The sequence below is a fragment of the Mesorhizobium sp. M1182 genome, from assembly GCF_040318335.1.
Lineage (GTDB): Bacteria > Pseudomonadota > Alphaproteobacteria > Rhizobiales > Rhizobiaceae > Mesorhizobium.
The window spans coordinates 49,156-70,262 of the sequence record NZ_JAMYMD010000001.1; the positions used below are offsets into that span (position 1 = coordinate 49,156).

Genomic DNA, 21,107 nt, shown 5'->3' on the forward strand with positions numbered 1-21,107 from the left:
ACATGCGTAACTTCCCTCTCTCTACGGCAGCGCTGGCCGGGCTGGCGATGCTCATCACTGCGGCGGCCCTCGCTCAATCCATGAACCCGCAGATGAAGGAGCCGCAAGCGATGCCACTCGATTTCCTGACCTGGATCGATCGTGACGCAGACTGGCTGCAGAAGCAAATTGCCGCACTTGGCGGGTCGGGAAAGCTCACCATCGATGGCGGCATTCTGGAGACGACCGACCTTGATACGTTGAAGGCAGCCAATCGCATTCGTGCCTTTGCCTACCTCGCGACCAAGGGGCTGAGGCCTCCCTATTTCGATCTGACGATCGCTGCGGGTGACGCGACGAAGCGGTGCGTCACGCAATTCCCCCGCAGCATTGCTCCAGGCATCGGTCCCATGGATTTCGCAAGGAAGAGTTTCCCGGCGGACGCTGCCGACCAAACCGAACTGAAATCCTGCACGGTCGCAGGTCAGGGTAAAGACTATGCCGGGCTTGACCGGGCGACCTTTCGAGATCGCTACTTCGATGCATCAGGCACATTGAAGCCGGAATTTCGCAACCTCGGCGACGATCCCGCTTTCAGAGCCAAGGCTATCGACGAGGGCTTCTTCCTGGCGACGGAGGATTATAGCGGGCTGTTGCAGCTGGACCTGCGGTAGGCCAGCCGCGAGGTAGCAAGCAACACCTGGCGCCGGCGAAACGCTAGACTTGTATTGTCCACGTGCTTTGTGGGGCCGACCAGCGCCAGCACCAGGCGGGGCCGGTCCTTGTCGCCTTCTCCGCGCCCTCCCGGTGTGCCAATGCCAGAGATAGGAATATCGGAAGACCTGTGCGACCTTGGACTTTGGTTTTGGCTCAGAGAGCTCGTCGTGAGATGGTCGAGACTGGGCTCCATGCGGAGACTTCGACCGCAGCGATATCGTCCTTGTTGAGCTCCGCTATCAACTCGACCCGCCTGTCGCGCTTCAACAGCCGGACAAAAACCTCGTAGGCCAGCAGCACGGTGCGTGCGATGACGACCGGATTGCGGACGGAGGTATCTTCATAAGCGCCGAAGTTTTTCTCGAGAGGGCGGCGGCGGTGACGGTGGCGGTCATCGGCGTCACGGGTTTAACCCGGAATAGAGGCGCTTTTCGCGCTTTCCGCGAGTGCCTGGCGCCAACCAAATGGAAACGAGCCCGTGACAAGGCTGCTTGCAAGATCCAGCTGAAATCGCGGCGAGACGGGCTGAAGCCGTCTACGCGCTCAACTGCTTGCCGTCCTTCGACCGCCGGGATCTAGCCGGAGTTTTGACCGACGACGACCACGCCGGCTCGCTCACAAAAACAACAAGGCCCACTCCCGGGGCCTTGCCGTATCAACTCTGCTGTCGGCCCGGCCCTCAGTTTCCCATTATCTGCTTGGCATTTTCCGGCGTGATCGCGGTCGTGTCCACCGTCACCGTCGGCTCCACCGACGAAGCACACTCAAGCAGGATCTTCTTCGACATCTCGACCGCTTCCTTGGCGCCGGTCGGGTAGGTGAAGGTTGCCGCCCAGTCGCCCTTGGCCACGGCCTCGATGCCGCCGGCCGGACCCGGCAGGCCATCGGTGCCGATGATCTTGACCTGCTTGCCCGCGCCCCTGGCTGCGAGCAGCGCACCCGCCGCCATCATGTCGTTCGAGGCATAGAGCACCTTGATGTCCGGGTGCGCTTGCAGCATGGCGGAAAAGGCGGTCTGAGCTTTGTCGGGCACCCAGTCGGCGGCCTGCTCGGCCACCACTTGGATTTTGGCATTCTCCTTCACACCGTCCTTGAAGCCGTTGAGCCGCTCCACCGCTGGCGTCGAACTCGGCAGCCCTTCAAGCACCGCCGCCTCGCCGCCTTCCGGGAGCAGGGTCTTTGCGGTGTACTTGCCCGCTTCGAGCGCGATCTTGTAATTGTCGCCGCCGATGAAGGCGGTGTAGTCCTTGCCGGGGTCGCCTACCGTTTTGCGGTCTAGTTCGATGACGGGAATGCCGGCATCCAGCGCGCGCTTCACCGCCGGGGTCATGGGTGCTGCCTCGAAGGGCGAGATCAACAGCAGATCAACTTTCTGGGTTATGAAGTTGTCGACCTGCGAGGTCTGCGTGTTGACGTTGCCGGCGCCGTCGGCGATCTGCAGCGTGAACTGCGGCACATCCTTGACCGCCGCGGTCAGCTCGTCATTGACATGCTGGCGGTAGGGCTCGGCATTGTTCGCCTGCGAAAAGCCGATGATGAACTGGCCGTCCTTGGCGCAGGCCTTGACCATCGGGTCGGCCGCTTGGGCAGCACCCGCCATGCACAGGCAAGAGCCTGCCAGAAAGGCGACCTGCAGGGCGCGCCTCGATCCTTTTTCCATCGTTGTCATGCTTGCTCTCCTCCTCGTCGGGCCTATGGCCAGACCTTGGTTTCATGGTCTTCCAAATGCTGCCGCCGGCCTCCTATCGTCCCAAACCCTCGCGGCGGCGAACGAGGGATTGAAGCACTGCCGCCAGAACGATGATCGCGGCGGTCGCGAGCAGCTGCATGGCGGGGGTAATGTTGTTGAGCTGAAGGATGTTGGCGAGCGCGCCGAGCATGATGGTGCCGGCAACGGTGCCGACCATCGAGCCGGCGCCGCCGAACAAGCTGGTGCCGCCGATGACCACGGCCGCGATGGCCGTGAGCTCATAGCCCATACCGTCATTGGCGCTGCCGAAGTTGAACTGACCCGCATGCACGATGCCGGCAAGGGCGGCGGCAAATCCGGTAATGGCGTAGACCGAGATCTTGACCATAGAGACCGGAACGCCCGAAATGCGCGCCGCTCGCTCGTTGCCGCCGACGGCAAAGACATAGCGGCCGAAGCGCGTGGTATTCAGTACCAAGGTAGCAATCGCGGCGAAGACGATGAAGACGATGGTCGCCACCGGCACTGTGTTGTTGAACAGGCGCTCGCCCAGTACCGCGAAGACAGGTGGCGCCAGGCCGGGCCCCTCGCCATAGGAAATATTAATGTACTGGTTGCCGGAAACGACCAGCGCGAGACCTCGCGCCGCCTGCAGGCCGGCGAGCGTGACGATGAACGGCTCAAGCCGAAAGCGGCTGGAAATGGTGCCCTGGATCACGCCGAAGACGGTGCCCATTACCAGCACCGCGAGAATGGTCGGGATAAGCCCGAAGCCGCCGGAGATCATCATCGTCGCGGTGACGACGCTGGAGAGACCAAGCACTGCCCCCACCGAAAGGTCGATGCCGGCGGTGATAATGACGAAGGTCATGCCGATGGCGATAATGCCGGTCTCCGACACGGCGCGCACGATGTTGGCCATGTTGTCGGGCGCAAGGAACAGTATCTCGCCATGGCGCCTGGGCGAGAAGATGACGCCGCCGATCGCCACCAGCACCAGGCCGATCAAGCTCTGGAAGCGCACGATCAGCGCGAGTGGATCGCGATGCTTTGCGGCCGGTGCGGCTAGCACCGGACCGCTCGCAACCGAAATCTTCCGTTCGGACATCACGCCTCCCTGCCAGTTGCCGCTGCCATCACGGTGTGCTCGTCAACGCCACCGGTGAATTCCGCTACATTGCGCCCCTGGCGCAGCACCACGATGCGATCGCACAGGCCAATCAGCTCCGGCATTTCGCTGGAGGCAACTAGGATGCCCAGGCCTTGTGCAGCCAACTGCCGCAGCCGCTGATAGATCTCGCCCTTGGCGCCGACATCGACGCCGCGAGTCGGCTCGTCGAGCAGCAAGAGCCGGGGATTGCCAAGCATCTCCTTGGCCAGCACCACCTTCTGCTGGTTGCCGCCGGACAGCGCGCCGACCGCGATGTCGGGATTCTTCGGCCGAATGTCGAACTGGCCGAACGATTGTTTCACCGCCTCGGCCTGGCGGCCCGGTGACATCAGTCCGCCCGGCGATATTCGCCGGATCACCGACATGACGAGGTTGAGGCCAACCGCCATCCTCAGCATTAGGCCACTGCCACGGCGGTCGTCCGTGACGAAGGCGATGCCGGCAAGGCGCGCGGCTCTGATCGAATCAAGCTTGACCGGACGGCCGGAAATGACCACGCCGCCCTCCCATTGGCCGGAAAGGCCGGTGCCGTAAAGCGCGCTCAGGAGCTCGGTGCGCCCTGCCCCCATGATGCCGGCCAGCCCGACGATCTCGCCTTCATGCACCTCGAGTGAAAGCCCTGTCGGGGCCTGCCAGCCGGCGCTGTCGCGCGCTAGCTGGAAGCTGGCATTGCGCAGGCTGAGCAGAGCCCGGCCGACGGCCGTGGTGCGCTGGGGATAGAGTTCGTCCAGTGGGCGCCCGACGAGCAGCCGCACCAGTTCGGCCTGCGGTGTGTGCGGATCGGTGATGCCAGCTACACGTCCGTCCCGCATCACCGTCACCCGGTCCGCGATCTGCGGCACTTCCTCCAGACGGTGGGAGATATAGACGATGCCGACGCCACTGACGGCGAGCTTGCGCATGATGTCGAACAGCCTCTCGACCTCGCCCACCGTTAGGGCCGCCGTCGGCTCGTCCATGATCAGGACCCGCGTCGCATAGGACAACGCTTTGACGATCGCAACGACCTGGCGTTGCCCTATCGAGAGGTCGCCGACTAGCCCGGCGGGATCGATAGCCAGTTCGATAGCTTGCAGACGCTTGCGAGCTTCGCGGCGCATCCCCGCCACATCGAGCAGTCCGCCCGAGCGCATCAATTCGCGGCCAAGGAAGAGGTTTGACGCGACATCGAGCGTTGGAACGAGATCAAGCTCCTGAAAAATGGTCGCAATTCCGGCCGTCTGCGCCTCGCGCGGGTTGTTGAACCGCACCGGCTTGCCGTCAATCTGGATTGTACCTTCGTCGGGTGCGTAAACTCCCGACAGCAGATTCATCAATGTCGATTTGCCGGCGCCGTTCTCGCCCAGCAGGGCGTGGATCTCGCCTGGCTTGAGATCAAAATCGACACCGCGTAGTGCCTGAACGCCGCCGAAGCGTTTCACGGCCCCTGTCACCGATAGAAGCGGCGCGCTCATGCCGGCCTCCCGCAGGATTGACGGGCATGCAGCGTCGCCTGAAGCCGCACCGAGCGGGGCTCTGTATCCGTTGATGCAATTCGGGCGCTAAGCAGCGATGCGGCCTGCCGCCCGATTTCGGCGCAAGGCTGCGCAATAAGGGTCAGTTGCGGCTCAAAACAATCGGCCCATTCGAAGTCGTCAAAGCCGACAAGTGAAAGATCCCGAGGTATTTCGAGACCTTTTTCGCGAACCGCTCGGACCGCTCCGATCGTCGCCATATTGTTGCCGGTGACCAAGGCCGTAGGCGGCGAAGGCAACGACAACATCGCGCGGGTCGACGCCGTAGCGCTCGCCGTGTCGACGTTCCCTGGCTGCAGATATTCCGACACGTAGGCAAGTCCGTTAGCCATCAAAGCTGACTTGAACGCATCGATACGTTCGCGAGTCGTAGCAAGGCCCGGCTGCCCTGCAATGAACCCAATCCGCTGATGGCCGAAGGATGCGACGTGATCGATAAGAGCGCGCATCGCAGATTGGTTCTCAACGCCGATCTGGTCAAATCGTTCGTCGGCAAACCGGTCGATCAGAACGCAGGGAACCATTTTCTCGGCAAGGTAATTGGTGGCTCGCTCTGGGGCACCCGAGGGCGCCAAAATAACGCCGTCAACACGTCGTTGATGGAAGGCGCGAACGACCGCAAGCTCCCGATCAGGATCGTCCTGCGTGTCGGAAAGGAAAACCATGAGGCCAAGACGCGCGCATTCCGCTTCCACGGCACAGATGATGTCAGTGAAATACGGGTTCGAGATCGCCGAAATCGCCAAGCCGACGCTGTTGGTTGAAGCGACCTTGAGGGAACGCGCCAGCCCATTGGGCTGATATCCAAGCAAAGCAATCGCTTCGTTAATGGCTCTCGATTTCGCAGGCGAGACAAAGCGCGTGCGGTTGATCACATGTGACACCGTTGAGACCGACACCCCGGCACGACGGGCTACCTCAACCATCGTTGCCATTGCGGCTCAAACGGAGTGCTACACGCAAGCGCTCCTCCCTGATGTTGCGCTTTAAACCCGCTCTGTCCTGGCGGATACAATAACCATAGTGCCATCGAAACGTTTGCGCAATCGATTCGATAGTCGTTTTGATCTAATTAGACTAATGTTGTCTGGAATGGAGCAAAGCAGACATACGACGTCCGCTCGCTCACCACCCGAACTTTGTGGGCACGTTTAGGAACGGTGCGCGAGCAGATACCAACCCGTCGGAAAGATCACGGTCCCGAGAGACGCTTCAATCTGGCGTCACGCACCTTATCGGCTCGCTGGCGGCACTGGCGGGACATCGTCGGCTATCTCCTGCCTGAGCCTTGGTCCTTTGCTGAGCCGGCGACCGAGCGCATCGACGAAATTGTCGTAGCGCTGCAAGCCCTTGGCGCGCGCCTCCGCTTGCGCCGATTCCGGCAAGGCTGGAGTCGAGTTGAGCCAAAACCGGACGAACAATGCTAGCGTCTCAATAGCAATTCCGACGTCCCGCTCGACCCGCTGCACGCGTCGATCGATCTGGTCGAGGCGGCGAGTGATCGCCGCTTGCTTTCGTTCTTCGGCATCAGGCGACAGGAACGACGCGAGCGCAGCCTCGGCGACCAGTGACAGCGAGACCTCGCGCCGCCCAGCGTAATCCGCCAGTGCCCTCATTATGTCAGGGTCGAGATAGGCAGACAGACGTCTTTTCTTGGCGTTCTTCATGCGCTCAAAGCTCAATGCCATCATTGGGGTCAAGGGCGGCCTGACGAGCTGCGCGTCTCATGGCTTGATCGACACTGCGGCGACGAACGGCGTCATCATCGGGCTCGTCCCTGTCGAGGTCGAACTCATCGTCGCAGCGTGCCGTTCGTTCCGGCGCGATGTCTTCGTGTTCGGGAAGCTCGGGCTGGCGGCGAATGCCGCCATTGGCCGGATCCTCGTCCTGCTGATCCCTGGCAAGCCTCAGCTTGCGAGATTTGCCTTCCGGCCCAGCAAGAAGTGTCGTGTCGGTCCAGTCGTCAGGGCGAGCGTTCTGCGTTGTCCCTCCGGTCCTTGGTGGCGGCAAGACACGCTCGGCAAGACGCGGGTCGGCAAAGTAGCGTGCCTTCTTCGCCCGGATTGGGAACTGGCCCGAGATCATAATGATCGCCTCGGTCGGCGGCAGTTGCATGATCTCGCCCGGCGTCATCAGTGCACGCGCCGTTTCCTGCCGCGAGACCATCAGATGCCCGAGCCAGGGCGACAATCTGTGCCCCGCATAGTTCTTCATGGCGCGCAACTCGGTCGCGGTCCCCAGAGAGTCTGAGACGCGCTTGGCCGTCCTTTCGTCATTGGTGGCGAAGCTCACCCGCACATGACAATTGTCGAGGATGGAATTGTTCGGTCCGTAGGCCTTCTCGATCTGATTGAGCGATTGTGCAATCAGGAACGACTTGATGCCATACCCGGCCATGAAGGCCAGCGCGCTTTCGAAGAAATCGAGCCTGCCGAGCGCGGGAAACTCGTCCAGCAGCATCAAAAGACGCTGCCGGTGATCCTTCGCGTGAAGATCTTCGGCGAGCCTGCGGCCGATCTGGTTAAGCACGAGTCGCATCAGCGGCTTTGTGCGACTGATGTCCGATGGCGGTACGACCAGATAAAGCGTCGTCGGCCGTGCCTCCTCGACAAGGTCTGCGATCCGCCAGTCACAGCATGACGTCACCTTGGCCACAACTGGATCGCGGTAGAGGCCCAGAAAACTCATGGCTGTCGAGAGCACGCCGGAACGCTCGTTCTCGGACTTGTTAAGCAGTTCCCGAGCAGCCGACGCCACGACGGGATGCGGGCCTGCATCACCCAAATGCCGCGTCAGCATCATGGCGCGCAGCGTTGCCTCGATTGGCCGCTCTGGATCGGAAAGGAAGTTCGCCACGCCTGCGAGGGTCTTGTCTTTCTCCGCATAGAGCACGTGCAGTATTGCGCCGACCAGCAACGCATGGCTGGTCTTCTCCCAGTGGTTGCGGCGTTCCAATGTGCCTTCTGGGTCGACCAGGACATCCGCCACGTTCTGCACATCTCGAACTTCCCATTCGCCCCGTCGCACCTCCAGCAGAGGATTGTAGGCTGCTGATCCAGCATTGGTCGGGTCGAACAGAAGCACGTGGCCGAAACGGGCCCGCCATCCGGCCGTCAGTTCCCAGTTTTCGCCCTTGATGTCGTGGACGATTGCCGAACCCGGCCAGGTCAGTAGTGACGGCACGACCAGGCCGACGCCTTTGCCGCTTCGGGTCGGTGCGAAACATAGCACGTGTTCCGGACCGTCGTGGCGCAGATAGTGTCGGCCCAACATACCCAGGATCACCCCATCCTGACCGATCATCCCAGCGGCCTTGATTTCGTCTCGCGTCGCCCAGCGCGCCGAGCCGTAAGTCGTGGTGTCCTTTGCCTCGCGCCCCCGCCACAGCGACATCCCGATCGCTGCGACGATAGCCATGAGGCTTCCGCTCGCCGCAATCGCCGCGCCCTCCAGGAAGACCTTCGGCGCGTAGGCGTCGTAGAAAAACCACCACCAGAAAAAGGCTGGCGGCGGATAAACGGGCTGTCCAGCCAATTCGAACCACGGCGGACCGAGTTGGCTTTGAAAGCCGAGCCGCCCTGCCGTCCACTGTGTTGCTCCCCATGTCGTCGCGACGACGATCAGAAAGGCGGTGAGTATCTGGCCCCATAAAACCTTGCTTGCCGGCATCGATCGTTTCCCAAATGGATGATCGGAACAACCGAAAAGCTCGAATTCCTAAATCCGCAAGAAGAAAGGGGCGGTCGAAGCAGCATGGCGTACCCGGACGTGGAAAGACTTGCCCGATGCGGGCTCGAATGTTGAACGAGCATCGGGGGGCTGCTTTCTTCTGGAGCCGTTGAGCCGCTACTTTGCCCAATGATAATTAGTTGTCTCGGCTCAGATGGCATTTGACGAGATGGACGGGTTCTTGGAGAACCGCGGATTGCCCACGACCAAATGAACAAGAGCCCTCAGCGGCGCGCCGAGCCGGAGAACGCTCTAGTCCCGGCAAGTGGTGGTCAGCCGGAATTGCCGTTCTGCTGAGCTCGAATCTTACCGCCTCCCTGATCGGTAGCGCGATAGATCCAGAGCCGACTCGATGAGCAGACCCATCAAGTCTGTTCAATTTTGTTAATCAATTCAGTCACATAAACTATTGCCATGGACTTTCGTTGGAACTGTCGCGCGCGCCGGCCTCACGGGTCGCGGAATCTATTGGGCCGCACCAAAGTTCCAGATGTCCCGATGCAGGCGCCACGTCCCGTCGTCCCCTTTTTTCCAAACGACAATGTACTTGCCCGCAACGGTGGAAGGGGCACCGCCTTTGCTCGGCACACCGAGCGTAAATGCGCCAACTTCGTAGGCGAGATTCCCGCTCTCTTCCACTTCCAGCGCCTTCAGGGTGAGATTCTTCATCCCGGCCTTGATTGCGCCCTGCCAGAATTCTTCCACGCCCTTGCGGTCATCGACGCGTTTGCCGTCGGGTGGCAGCAGGGCGGCATCGTCGGTATACATTTGACCTACCGCTGCTGCGTTTCCGCTGTTGAAGGCGTCCATGAATTTTACCAACGCCGCTTCGATGTCCTCACGAGCCGAGTGGGCGGCCGCAGACAATGCAGACGAAAGAAGCAGCACAGCAGCAAATGCAAATGACTGAACCAGTCTCATTTCGTCCTCCCTTGCGTGCCCGACATGCCCACCCGATGAATAGCGCCGACCCAAGGGCGCCGCGGCGCGTTCGATGGCCAGGCGCGTATTTTATTAGACTTATCTGATATGACGGCGCAAGCGCAACTGCGACCCTCGGAATGACCAGCGTAGCAGCTGCCGGAGAACTTCAAAGCGGCGGCTACCGCCTCACTGCCCTCCTCGTCTCGACGAAAGAGTTCGTTCGAATGATGCTTTTCCGTGGCTTTGCTCGCAAGTTTTCGTCAGCCAGCACAGGGCCTCCTCTTACGGTCGCTGGTCGTCAAGGCCCAGCGGCCACTAGCTGACAGTCCCCCCCGTAGCCAAGCCGCTGGGCCCCTCGACGTGGGGAACGAGCATTGGAGACGATGTCGCGCTTTCCGTTACAGCCCGAAGGCGGGTGACAGATGACCGCGTCAGCCTCTCCACTCCGAGCTACGATTTCACGCATTCGATCAGGCACAGCTCTCTCGGGCACCAAGCATGAGTCAGCTCCCGAATGAGCAGGTGCCGCCCAGTTCAGCTTCGGCCCTTGCGCGCGCAAAGTATTGGGCGAGATCGATCGGCAGTCCGATCGGCAAATTGGGGCAGCGATGGCGAGAATGAATGCCAGGAACTTCCCTTCGGTGCCGCTTCGTCGATCTGTTTGCCGAGAAGACGCGCGCTGCGTGCCGCCCCCCATACCGCAGAGAACTCACTTCAGGTCACACACACACACGACGCCACCGAGATCCTGCATCACTTTTCTACTCCGACGCCGCCACGTCACCAAGATCAGTCGCGAGCGTGATCGCGGCTATCAAATCGGGATCGCGCACCGGAGCGCTCTATGAGTGAGCCCCGAACGGCGCGCTCGAGCAATCCGGCTCGACGTAAGGCGGGCCATCCGTGCCGGCCTCGTGACTAAGACGGGCGAATGGCGGTTCCTGGACTCACCTTTTTGGTCTGAAGTCGCTTCCTTGAGCCGGTGGCGGAGTTCTTGCTTGATCGACCTCAGCACTGTTTTAGAATCGGTTTTCGGAAAATTTGTCTTGTGGCATCATTTTTCATGGGATAGGATCATTTTTCATAGGTTTTGCCGACTAAACCAAAATTCAATGGAAGGATTCGCGTTTCATGCCTGCGGTGCAACAGCACCAATTTTCAGGTCCTGTTACCGTTTTTCAGGAAATCCGCCTTCCTGAAACGGCGACCCCGGCCGGGTACAGCGCCCTGATCGGAGCCTACAGGCTCGCCGCGCCCTTGCCCCGTAGGTTGTTCGCCACTGGCGAGCATCATCGCATTACCGAACGGGATGGCTGGCGGATCATGACCCCCCGCCATGCCCCAAATCCTACCCTCGAAGGCCACCTGACCTTTGCGCTCAAGTACGAGGGACTGGACCTTGCCGTCCTCAAGCGGCTGTTCCAAGTGACCGGTCCCGCGCCGATCGAGGCGCTGGTCCGTGAAAGCCCGACCGGCAGTTATGCCCGCCGCATCTGGTTTTTATATGAATGGCTGAGGGACGCGCGTATCGATCTGCCGGACGCGGAGGCCGGACGATACATTCCGGTTGTCGATCCCGAGCTGCAGTGGCCCGGACCCGACAAGACCGCTTCGCGCTATCGCGTAAGGGACAATCTCCCCGGCACGCGTGAGTTCTGCCCTCTGGTGTTCCGCACCAAGATTCTCGAAAAATTCATCGGCCTTGAACTACCGCGGCGCGCGGAGGCAATCGTAGCGGACGTGCCGCGCGACCTCCTTGCTCGGACCGCCGCCTTTCTTTTGCTCAAAGACTCGCGATCAAGCTACGCGATCGAGGGCGAGCACCCGCCGCAAGATCGCATCCAGCGCTGGGGCCGCGCCATCGGCGAAGCCGGCCGCTGGCCGATCGATCGCGATGAGCTGCTGCGCCTGCAAAGAATTGTACTTGGTGACGCTCGTTTCGTAAACCTTGGCTTCCGAAAAGAAGGAGGTTCCGTCGGTGAGCATGATCGAGACAACGGTACGCCCTTGCCCGATCACATCAGCGCTCGGCCCGAGGACCTGCCGCGGCTAATCGATGGAATGGCGGCGTTCGATCAGGGCCCCGCGCAAAAGCTTGATGCAGTCGTAGCCGCCGCAATCCTCGCCTTCGGCTTTGTCTATATTCACCCGTTCGAGGACGGAAACGGCCGCATTCACCGCTACCTAATCCACCACGTCCTTGCCATGCGCGGCTTCAATCCGCCGGGAGTGGTCTTTCCCGTCTCGGCCGCGATCCTGGACCAGATCAACGAGTACAGGGGCGTGCTCGAGAGCTATTCGCAGCGCCTTCTGCCGTTGGTGGAATGGGAACCGACGCCGCAATTCAACGTCCGGGTGCTGAATGACACCGGTGATTTCTACCGGTTCTTCGATGCAACCCCGCACGCCGAATTCCTCTATGCTTGCGTTCAGCGGACGATCGAACGGGACCTTCCCGAGGAAACCGCATTTCTGCAGCGCTACGATCAGTTCCGGCAGCAGGTGGACGCCTTTATCGACATGCCCGAGCGGTTGACCGATCTGCTCTTCCGTTTTCTTCACCAGAATGATGGCCATCTATCGAACCGCGCGCGCGAGAAGGAATTCGCCGCGCTGACCAGTGACGAGGCAGGAAGAATCGAGGCGATCTACGCGCAAACCTTTGGTGCCCATTGAAGGTGTGATCATCAGGATCGATTTTAGTCCGACGGTTTGCGATTCCCTTGTCCCTGCCTTCATCTCCGATGCTTGACTTGTCGCCGAGACATGCACGATTTTTTCCGCACGGTCTGACCGGCCGCCGATCAGCCGCGGCCAGAACGCGCTTGACAAACCGGAGCGGTCCCGTCCAACCTCACGCATTCACCAGGGGAGTCCCGGCAAGGGGCTGAGATACTGCTGGCTTTCGCGGCGCAGTGACCCGTTGAACCTGATCCAGTTCATACTGGCGTAGGGACGGTGCAAGCGCTTTGCGGGAGTTTACGCCCGAGGTCCTGTTTCGGCAGGTCGACAGAAGCGTCTTTTCATCCTTCCGGCACAGAACTGGGTCTCCAATGCAACGAGCAAAGGAGCCTCAAGATGAATGCCCTCACCCCCGCCGTCTCGACGGGACCGCTGCCTGCCTCACGCAAAATCCACAAATCCGGTACCATCCACCCGCAGCTCAGGGTGCCGATGCGCGAAATCTCCGTCCATCCGACGGCAGGCGAGCCGCCGGTGACCGCTTACGATCCGTCCGGCCCCTATACCGACCCGACTGTCGAAACCAGCATCGAAAACGGCCTTGCACGGCTTCGCCATGAATGGGTCACCGCGCGCGGCGATGTCGAAGCCTATGACGGCCGCCACGTCCGGCCAGAAGACAATGGGTTTGCGGCAGGCGAGCGCCTAACACCGGAATTTCCAGTCCGCAACCGGCCACTCCGGGCCCAGACCGGCAAGGCGGTGACACAGCTTGCCTATGCGCGCGCTGGCATCATCACGCCCGAAATGGAGTTCGTCGCCATCCGCGAGAACCTTGGTCGCGAGATCCTGCACGGCAAGCTTGAGCGCGACGGCGAGGCCTTCGGCGCGGCGATCCCCGACTTCGTCACGCCTGAATTCGTCCGCCACGAGGTGGCGCGCGGACGCGCGATCATTCCCGCCAACATCAATCATCCCGAGAGCGAACCGATGATCATCGGCCGCAATTTCCTGGTCAAGATCAACGCCAATATCGGTAACTCCGCCGTCACATCGTCGATGGCTGAAGAGGTCGAAAAGATGGTGTGGGCGATCCGCTGGGGCGCCGACACGGTGATGGATCTGTCGACCGGCCGCAACATCCACAACATCCGCGAATGGATCGTGCGCAACTCGCCGGTGCCGATCGGCACGGTGCCGCTCTACCAGGCGCTCGAAAAGGTTGGTGGCATCGCCGAGGACCTGACCTGGGAGGTCTACCGCGACACGTTGATCGAGCAGGCCGAGCAAGGCGTTGACTATTTCACCATCCACGCCGGCGTGCGGCTGCATTACATCCCGCTGACCGTTGACCGGGTCACGGGTATCGTCTCGCGCGGTGGCTCGATCATGGCAAAATGGTGCCTGCACCATCACCGGGAAAGCTTCCTCTACGAGCACTTTGCGGAGATCTGCGACATCTGCCGCGCTTATGACGTCTCCTTCTCGCTCGGCGACGGCCTTCGTCCCGGCTCGATCGCCGATGCCAACGACGCGGCGCAATTCGCCGAGCTGGAAACGCTCGGCGAGCTGACGCAGATCGCCTGGGCGAAAGATTGCCAGGTGATGATCGAGGGGCCCGGCCACGTGCCGATGCACAAGATCAAGGCGAACATGGACAAGCAGCTCGCCGTCTGTGGCGAGGCGCCGTTCTATACGCTTGGACCGCTGACGACCGACATCGCGCCGGGCTACGACCACATCACTTCCGGCATCGGCGCGGCGATGATCGGCTGGTTCGGAACGGCCATGCTCTGCTACGTCACGCCCAAGGAGCATCTCGGCCTTCCCGACCGCGATGACGTCAAGACCGGCGTGATCACCTACAAGATCGCAGCGCACGCGGCCGACCTGGCGAAGGGCCACCCGGCGGCGAAAGTCAGGGATGACGCCCTTTCCCGCGCGCGCTTCGAGTTCCGCTGGGAGGACCAGTTCAACCTGTCGCTCGACCCCGAAACCGCACGGTCCTTCCACGACCAGACCTTGCCCAAGGAGGCGCACAAGCTGGCGCATTTCTGCTCGATGTGCGGACCGAAATTCTGCTCGATGCGTATCTCTCACGACATCCGCGCCGAGGCACAGAACGAGGGCATGGCGGCGATGGCGGCGAAATACCGCGAGGGCGGCGATCTCTACGTGCCAGCGGACGAGACCGTCGCACCGCTCACGCCTCAGCCAGGTAAGCCGTCATGAAGGTGCTGATAAAGGGGGCCGGCGTCGCCGGCCTCACCGCCGCCTTCGAACTCGCCGCCCGCGGCGCGACGGTCACGGTCGCCGAGATCCGGCATGGCCTTGGAGGCAATGCGTCGTGGTTCGCCGGCGGCATGCTGGCGCCATGGTGCGAGCGTGAAAGCGCCGAGCAGCCGGTGCTGGACCTTGGACGTGACGCTGCCGACTGGTGGGATGCGGTGCTGCCGGGTCAGGTGACACGGGGCGGAACACTTGTCGTGGCCGCCCCGCGTGATGCCGGCGAGCTCGACCGCCTCGCCAGCCGCACGTCGGGCCATCGGCGTGTCGACGAAGACGAAATTGCGCTCCTGGAGCCCGACTTAGCCGGCCGCTTTCGCCGCGGATTGCTCTTTCCCGATGAGGGCCATCTCGATCCGCGCCAGGCGATGGCAGCACTTCATGACAAGCTCGCAGCCATGGGTGTCAAATTCCACTTCGGCACCGACGCCCGGCATGTTTCCGGTTTCGATCGTCAGATCGATTGCACGGGAATGGCAGCCGCCGATGACAGGCTTCGCGGCGTTCGCGGCGAAATGCTGATCCTAAACACGCCAGACTTCTCGCTGTCGCGCCCGGTCCGGTTGCTGCATCCGCGCTTTCCGCTCTATGCGGTACCGCGTGCCGACGCCCAGTTCATGATCGGTGCGACGATGATTGAAAGCCGGTCCGCCAGACCGGTCACGGCGCGCTCCATGATGGAGCTTCTGGGTACCGCCTATGCCCTCCATCCGGCCTTTGGCGAGGCCGAGATCGTTGAAACCGGTGTCGGCGTCCGTCCAGCCTTTCCCGACAATCTGCCGCGCGTCGAAATGAGCGGAGACACCGTCGCGATCAACGGGCTCTATCGCCATGGCTTTCTTCTCGCCCCCGCCATGGCGCGCCTGGCGGGCGAAATTGTCTTCAATCACGACAAACCCGTGGAGCTTGCTCATGAAACTGATGGTCAACGGCAAAGTGCATGAGGTTGCCGCCACCACGCTGGCCGAGCTGCTTGCCGCGCTTGACTATGAGGGCGATTGGCTCGCGACCGCGGTCAACAACGACCTCGTGCACAAAGCCAGCCGGGCGGAATTCCAATTGAACGACGGCGACCGGATCGAAATCCTCTCGCCCATGCAGGGAGGCTAGCATGTTCGATCTTCTCGGGACGACGCTTCCCTCCCGCCTGCTTCTCGGCACCGCTCAATATCCTTCGCCGGCCATCCTTGCCGATGCAGTCAGGGCATCGGGCACCTCGGTGGTGACCGTCTCGTTGCGCCGTGAAATGGCAGGCGGCAGGGCTGGCGAAAAATTCTGGTCGTTGATCCGGTCGCTTGGTGTCAGAATCCTGCCCAACACTGCTGGCTGCCACTCCGTCAAGGAAGCGGTCACGACCGCACAAATGGCGCGCGAAGTCTTCGGCACGCCCTGGATCAAGCTCGAAGTGATCGGCAATCACGACACGCTGCAGCCGGACGTGTTCGGTCTGCTCGAAGCCGCCCGCATCCTGTGCGAGGACGGTTTTGCGGTGTTCCCGTATACTACCGACGACCTTGTCGTCGCCGAGCGGCTGCTTGCGGCGGGCTGCAAGGTCTTGATGCCCTGGTGCGCACCGATCGGTTCCGCCCTCGGGCCGGTCAACATCATGGCGCTGCGCTCGATGCGCGGACATTTCCCTGATGTCCCGCTGATCGTGGATGCTGGTCTCGGACGGCCATCGCACGCGGCAACAGTCATGGAGTTCGGCTTTGATGCCGTGCTCCTGAACACAGCGGTCGCCAAGGCGGCCGATCCGGTCGGCATGGCGCGTGCGTTCGGCAAGGCGGTCGACGCCGGTCGAGAAGCTTTCAGCTCGGGGATGCTCGAACCCCGCGACGTCGCGGTGCCATCGACACCAACATTCGGCAGGGCGGTTTTCTCATGAAGCTCGATCCCTTCTACCTGATCGTCGACAGCGCCGCCTGGATCGAACGGCTGGTGCCACTTGGCGTCAAGCTGGTTCAGTTGCGCATCAAGGATAGGGACGAGGCCACGCTGCGGACGGAAATCCGCCGCGCGAACGGCGTCTGCGCGGTCCATGGTTGCCAACTGATCGTCAACGATTATTGGCGGCTCGCCATTGAGGAAGGCTGCGACTTCGTCCATCTCGGCCAAGAGGATTTGGCTGCGGCCGACCTGCTGGCGATTAAGTACGCCGGATTGAAGCTCGGGCTCAGCACGCACGATCATCTCGAACTGGAAACGGCCATCGCTGCCGAGCCCGACTATATCGCGCTCGGCCCCATCTATCCCACCATCCTGAAGCAGATGAAATGGGCGCCGCAAGGGCTCGAGCGGATCAGCGAGTGGAAGCATCGAGTGGCGCCGATCCCATTGGTCTCCATCGGCGGCCTCAACCCCGACCGGCTCGACGGTGTCTTCGAGGCTGGTGCGGACAGCGCGGCGGTGGTCACCGACATCACGTTGAATGCCGATCCCGAAGCGCGCACGCGAGAATGGATCGAAAAGACAAAGCCATGGCGCTGAGGCGAGAACCGCATGTGCTCGTGGTCGGCGGATCAGACCCCAGCGGTGGGGCTGGAATTGCACGTGATATCGAGACGATCTCTTCCATTGGCGTGCGCACCTGCCTGGCTGTCACAGCGCTGACGGTGCAGACGCACGAAGCCGTAATGGAAATCCATCCTTCGCAGCCCGATCTTGTGGCCGATCAGATGTGCGCCGCGCTACAGGCCAACAAGGTGGCGGCAATTAAGATCGGCATGCTCGCAACGGCTGAGATCGTCGTTGCCATTGCCGGCGTGCTGCGCGAAAATCCGCAGGTGCCGGCAGTGCTCGATCCGGTGCTGGCCTCGAGCTCCGGCCGGGCGCTTCTGGAAGCAGGTGCCATCGCTGCCATGAGGCGCGACCTGATGCCGCTTTGCTGCCTTGTGACCCCCAATCTCCTGGAGCTGGCGCTCCTTGTTGGTGCGGAACCGCCAGCCGACGAGAGCGACGCGGTGAGACTGGGACGGAAATTGCTGGCAGCCGGCGTGCCGGGCCTGCTGATCAAAGGGGGCCACGCATCAGGACCTCGATCAACCGATATTCTGTTGCGTTCCGATCAAGAACCAATCCGCTTCGACGCACCTCGTCTTGTCGCATCAATGCGCGGGACGGGTTGCATGCTGGCTAGCGCGATTGCGGCGCATCTGGCGAAGGCGAAGCCGCTCGAAGACAGTGTGCGCGAAGGCAAGCGGCTTGTCTTGGCCATGTTTAAGAAGAATGCAGCAGACCGACGAAATTTGTAAGATTTTCCAACTCTCGAAAGACACGCCTGCCTCTCGCGGGTCCGGGCTGGTAATTTACCCTCGTAATTCACCTCACTCGACAGGAGTAGTTTGACGGCCTCGCCAGGCGGCGACCGCGAGATCAACGATGGCGAGGCGGCCGTCGTGCGCCGTATCTAGTGCGTTGTGTGGCATCCTTTCCTCCCATCCGACTGCGATCCTGGAATTCACCTTGGTCGCGAGCTCCTGCTAAACGATGCCCCTCGACGGGAGCGGTCGATCCCGCGTCTCGGCTGCGGCGGCGCTAGGCTGACGCTCCTTATGCCGTCCTGTTGAACCGGACTCGGGATCACGAACTGCTCCATGCGGCACTCGTTGACAAGCCTGCCGTGATATGAACAGGATTATACAGGATCACTGAACAGGTACCCATATGAAGCGGCGCTCGGTTCAACTGTCTCCCGGCACGGGCAAGCCCGAACAGATCGCCACCGTTCTCGAACATGAAATCCGCTCCGGTGTTCTCGGCTTCGGCGACCGGCTGCAAAGCGAGAACAAGCTCGTCCAGCGTTTCTCCGTCAGCCGCAACACCGTCCGCAAAGGCCTCGAGGAACTGTCCAACCGCGGGCTGATCACGACCAAAGTCGGCATCGGCTCTTTCGTCACCTTCGATGGCAAGCCCGTTGATGACTCCATCGGTTGGTCGCGGGCGCTCGCCAACGCCGGCGCCAACGCCGAGACGCGGACGCTGCGGCTCGAGGTGATCGAGGACCCCCGTCTTGCCGCACTGCTTGGTATAGAAAACCCGTTTTTCATCGCTGTCGACCGGGTGCGCACCAATGCCAGCGACGGCCACGCCATCTCCATCGAGCGCAGCCGCCTGCCATTGTCGCCGGAACTGGAGGACGTGCCGTTGCGCGGCCTGCGCGAAGGCTCGCTGCACCAGACGCTGCGCGGCGCGGGCCTCGTTCCCGACCATGGCGAGGAATGGGTCGGCATCGAAATGCTCAACGCCGAGGACTCTGCAATCCTCGGTTGCCCGCAAGGCACGCCGTTCCTTCGCGGTCGCCGGTTGACCCGCGCCGCCGATGACCGGCCGATCGAATATGTGACCAGCCTGCTCAACCCGGCGCATTTTGCGCTGCATATGAGGTTCTGAGAGATGCCGGACGACACCGGGAGCATAACCGATCGGGCCATGGGAGCGCTTGTGGGCGGGGCACTGGGAGATGCGCTGGGAATGCCGACGCAGCTTTTGTCGCCGGCGCGGATTGCCGAACTCTACGGTCATGTCGAGGACTTCATTGCTCCTTTCCCCGACCATCCGGTGTCGAAGGGACTCCCGGCCGGGACGATCACCGACGACACAGAACAGGCGCTTCTGCTTGGCCGTATCCTGGTCGAATCCGGTAACCGGTTCGACCATGCGAGGTGGGTCAGCGCGCTGCTCGACTGGGAACGCGATGTCAAGGCGCGCGGCAGCTACGATCTGCTGGGACCATCAACCAAACGCGCCATCGACGCGATCAATAACGGTATGCCAGCCGAGGAAGCGGGACGCAGCGGCGACACAAATGGTGCAGCCATGCGCATCGCGCCGGTCGGCATCATGATGCCGCCAGAGCCGCTTGACGCATTGGTCGGCAAAGTGGCCGAAACTTGCAGGGCGACGCACAACACGTCAATCGCAATCGCTTCGGCCGCAGCGGTCGCTGCCGCCATCAGTCGCGGCATCGCTGGCGGTGACTGGCGCGCCGCTTCCGACAGCGCCATCGCCGGGGCGAGGCACGGAGCAACGCTCGGCTATTGGGTGACCGGCGGTGACATCGCCGCGCGCATTGGGTGGGCGCAGAAGCTCGTACGCGGCAAGGAGACGAGTGACGCGATCCGGCTGATCACCGATCTGGTCGGCACCGGCGTCGCCAGTCAGGAGTCCGTTCCGGCTGCATTCGCGGTGCTGGAAGTCGCCGGCGGCGATCCCTGGCAAGCGGCAGTCATCAGCGCCAATCTCGGTGGCGACACCGACACGATCGGCGCCATCGCGGCCGGCATGGCCGGTGCCTGCACTGGCTTTTCCCGATTGCCACAGAAACACATCGCCCGGATCAAAGGCCTAGACATTGGGCGGGTGCGCGCGCTCGCCGCCGACTTGGTCGCCCTGCGGGCGGCGAAGAGCAGGTCCGGCAAGGAGGCGGCAGCATGAGCGGGCGTCTCGTCCATATCGGCAGCGCGGTGGTCGACTATGTCTACCGCATCGATGCCTTGCCGGCACCGGGCACGGAGAAGACCGCGTCAAGCTATGCACAAGTCGCCGGCGGCGGCTTCAACATGATGGTCGCGGCCAGCCGCACCGGCATGAAGGTGGTGTTCGGCGGCCAGCTCGGCAGCGGACCCAATGGCGACTTCCTGCGCGCGGCCTTAGCCAGTGAGGGGATCGAGACACTGACGACGCCATCGGCGGTTATGGACAGTGGCAATTGCGTCGCCATGATCTCGAGCGATGCCGAGCGCACCTTCGTCTCATGGCCTGGTGCGGAGAGTGTGCTCAGCCTTGACATGATGGCGCTCATCTCGGTCGCACCGGGCGACTGGGTGTTCACCTCCGGCTATACGCTTAGCTATCCGGGAAGCCGAGAGGCGCTTGTCGACTGGATCGAGGTGCTGCCGGCGGAAATTCCTTTAGTCTTCGATCCGACGCCGATCATCTCAGACATTCCGCGCACCATTCTCGACCGGGTGCTGGCGCGCACAAGCTGGCTGAGCTGCAACGCCGCCGAAGCGGCTGAGATCGCCGGCACCGGCGATGTAAAGGCTATTGCTGCCCGGCTGCTGGCCAGCCACTGCCCCAACGCGGCAGGCGTTGTCGTCCGCGCTGGCGCAAAAGGCTGCTTCGTGCGGCTGGCCGACGGCACCGCCCAAGATGTGCCCGGGTTCAAGGTCGCGGCGGTAGACACTAACGGCGCCGGCGACACTCATATCGGCGCCTTAGTCAGCGCGCTGTCGCACGGCGTGTCGCCGTTCGAAGCGGCGCGTTACGCCAATGCGGCGGCGGCGCTCTCGGTCACCCGCCATGGCGGGTCGTCGGCGCCGAACGACCAGGAGATCCAGCGATTCCTCAGCCATGACGATCGACCGACGACCGTGCATGGCCGGAAGCAAGAGGCCCATTTGTGACAGCCTAATGG

At 62.1% G+C, this 21,107-nt stretch carries 18 protein-coding genes and 1 riboswitch; of the genes, 11 read left to right on the plus strand and 7 right to left on the minus strand.

Annotated features, from left to right (window positions below):
• The first annotated feature begins 2 nt into the window (after window positions 1-2).
• On the plus strand, window positions 3-653 hold the full coding sequence (locus NKH33_RS00185; protein WP_352502906.1) for a hypothetical protein: 651 nt from the start codon (window positions 3-5) through the stop codon (window positions 651-653).
• A gap of 722 nt (window positions 654-1,375) precedes the next feature.
• Here the strand turns inward: NKH33_RS00185 and NKH33_RS00190 are convergent.
• The 7 genes from NKH33_RS00190 to NKH33_RS00220 all read right to left on the minus strand — a co-directional run bounded on the left by NKH33_RS00190 (window position 1,376) and on the right by NKH33_RS00220 (window position 9,721).
• A complete protein-coding gene (locus NKH33_RS00190; RefSeq protein ID WP_352917954.1) occupies window positions 1,376-2,365 on the minus strand; it encodes a substrate-binding domain-containing protein in 990 nt (329 codons plus the stop codon).
• A 73-nt stretch (window positions 2,366-2,438) separates the two neighbouring features.
• A complete protein-coding gene (locus tag NKH33_RS00195) occupies window positions 2,439-3,494 on the minus strand; it encodes an ABC transporter permease (protein ID WP_352540061.1) in 1,056 nt (351 codons plus the stop codon).
• Window positions 3,494-5,011, minus strand: coding sequence for a sugar ABC transporter ATP-binding protein (locus tag NKH33_RS00200; RefSeq protein WP_352540062.1), 1,518 nt, complete (start codon window positions 5,009-5,011; stop codon window positions 3,494-3,496). Before NKH33_RS00200 ends, NKH33_RS00195 begins: the two co-directional genes overlap by 1 nt.
• Window positions 5,008-6,006 carry a LacI family DNA-binding transcriptional regulator gene (locus tag NKH33_RS00205; RefSeq protein WP_352540063.1) on the minus strand — a complete coding sequence of 333 codons (999 nt, stop codon included), beginning with the start codon at window positions 6,004-6,006 and terminating at the stop codon, window positions 5,008-5,010. Before NKH33_RS00205 ends, NKH33_RS00200 begins: the two co-directional genes overlap by 4 nt.
• 297 nt (window positions 6,007-6,303) lie before the next feature.
• Window positions 6,304-6,738 carry a CopG family transcriptional regulator gene (locus NKH33_RS00210; RefSeq protein ID WP_352502910.1) on the minus strand — a complete coding sequence of 145 codons (435 nt, stop codon included), beginning with the start codon at window positions 6,736-6,738 and terminating at the stop codon, window positions 6,304-6,306.
• Between the two features lie 4 nt (window positions 6,739-6,742).
• Window positions 6,743-8,740 carry a conjugal transfer protein TraG gene (locus NKH33_RS00215; protein WP_352540064.1) on the minus strand — a complete coding sequence of 666 codons (1,998 nt, stop codon included), beginning with the start codon at window positions 8,738-8,740 and terminating at the stop codon, window positions 6,743-6,745.
• 525 nt (window positions 8,741-9,265) lie between these two features.
• On the minus strand, window positions 9,266-9,721 hold the full coding sequence (locus NKH33_RS00220; protein WP_352470526.1) for a YybH family protein: 456 nt from the start codon (window positions 9,719-9,721) through the stop codon (window positions 9,266-9,268).
• A gap of 1,134 nt (window positions 9,722-10,855) precedes the next feature.
• Here NKH33_RS00220 and NKH33_RS00225 point away from each other — a divergent pair.
• From NKH33_RS00225 to NKH33_RS00270, 10 genes are all read left to right on the plus strand, one after another.
• Window positions 10,856-12,400 carry a Fic family protein gene (locus tag NKH33_RS00225; RefSeq protein ID WP_352540065.1) on the plus strand — a complete coding sequence of 515 codons (1,545 nt, stop codon included), beginning with the start codon at window positions 10,856-10,858 and terminating at the stop codon, window positions 12,398-12,400.
• 181 nt (window positions 12,401-12,581) lie between these two features.
• Window positions 12,582-12,698: riboswitch (TPP riboswitch) on the plus strand.
• Between the two features lie 104 nt (window positions 12,699-12,802).
• Entirely contained in the window at window positions 12,803-14,638 is a 1,836-nt protein-coding gene (gene thiC / locus NKH33_RS00230) for a phosphomethylpyrimidine synthase ThiC (RefSeq protein WP_352540066.1), read from the plus strand.
• Window positions 14,635-15,636: a glycine oxidase ThiO gene (gene thiO, locus NKH33_RS00235; RefSeq protein WP_352470529.1), complete on the plus strand. Its 1,002-nt coding sequence runs from the start codon at window positions 14,635-14,637 to the stop codon at window positions 15,634-15,636. Before thiC ends, thiO begins: the two co-directional genes overlap by 4 nt.
• Window positions 15,605-15,802: a sulfur carrier protein ThiS gene (gene thiS, locus NKH33_RS00240; protein ID WP_023679205.1), complete on the plus strand. Its 198-nt coding sequence runs from the start codon at window positions 15,605-15,607 to the stop codon at window positions 15,800-15,802. Before thiO ends, thiS begins: the two co-directional genes overlap by 32 nt.
• A 1-nt stretch (window position 15,803) precedes the next feature.
• Window positions 15,804-16,577: a thiazole synthase gene (locus NKH33_RS00245; protein ID WP_352540067.1), complete on the plus strand. Its 774-nt coding sequence runs from the start codon at window positions 15,804-15,806 to the stop codon at window positions 16,575-16,577.
• The gene (locus NKH33_RS00250) at window positions 16,574-17,179 is read left to right on the plus strand and encodes a thiamine phosphate synthase (protein WP_352470532.1); all 606 of its coding nucleotides are present in this window, start codon (window positions 16,574-16,576) and stop codon (window positions 17,177-17,179) included. The genes NKH33_RS00245 and NKH33_RS00250 overlap by 4 nt, the downstream gene beginning before the upstream one ends.
• Window positions 17,170-17,943: a hydroxymethylpyrimidine/phosphomethylpyrimidine kinase gene (locus NKH33_RS00255; protein ID WP_352540153.1), complete on the plus strand. Its 774-nt coding sequence runs from the start codon at window positions 17,170-17,172 to the stop codon at window positions 17,941-17,943. Before NKH33_RS00250 ends, NKH33_RS00255 begins: the two co-directional genes overlap by 10 nt.
• Window positions 17,944-18,355: 412 nt before the next feature.
• Window positions 18,356-19,081: a GntR family transcriptional regulator gene (locus NKH33_RS00260; protein ID WP_352540068.1), complete on the plus strand. Its 726-nt coding sequence runs from the start codon at window positions 18,356-18,358 to the stop codon at window positions 19,079-19,081.
• 3 nt (window positions 19,082-19,084) lie between these two features.
• Window positions 19,085-20,125: an ADP-ribosylglycohydrolase family protein gene (locus NKH33_RS00265; protein WP_352540069.1), complete on the plus strand. Its 1,041-nt coding sequence runs from the start codon at window positions 19,085-19,087 to the stop codon at window positions 20,123-20,125.
• Window positions 20,122-21,096 (plus strand): PfkB family carbohydrate kinase, encoded by a 975-nt coding sequence (locus tag NKH33_RS00270; protein ID WP_352917956.1) that lies wholly within the window; start codon window positions 20,122-20,124, stop codon window positions 21,094-21,096. The genes NKH33_RS00265 and NKH33_RS00270 overlap by 4 nt, the downstream gene beginning before the upstream one ends.
• Window positions 21,097-21,107 lie beyond the last annotated feature (11 nt).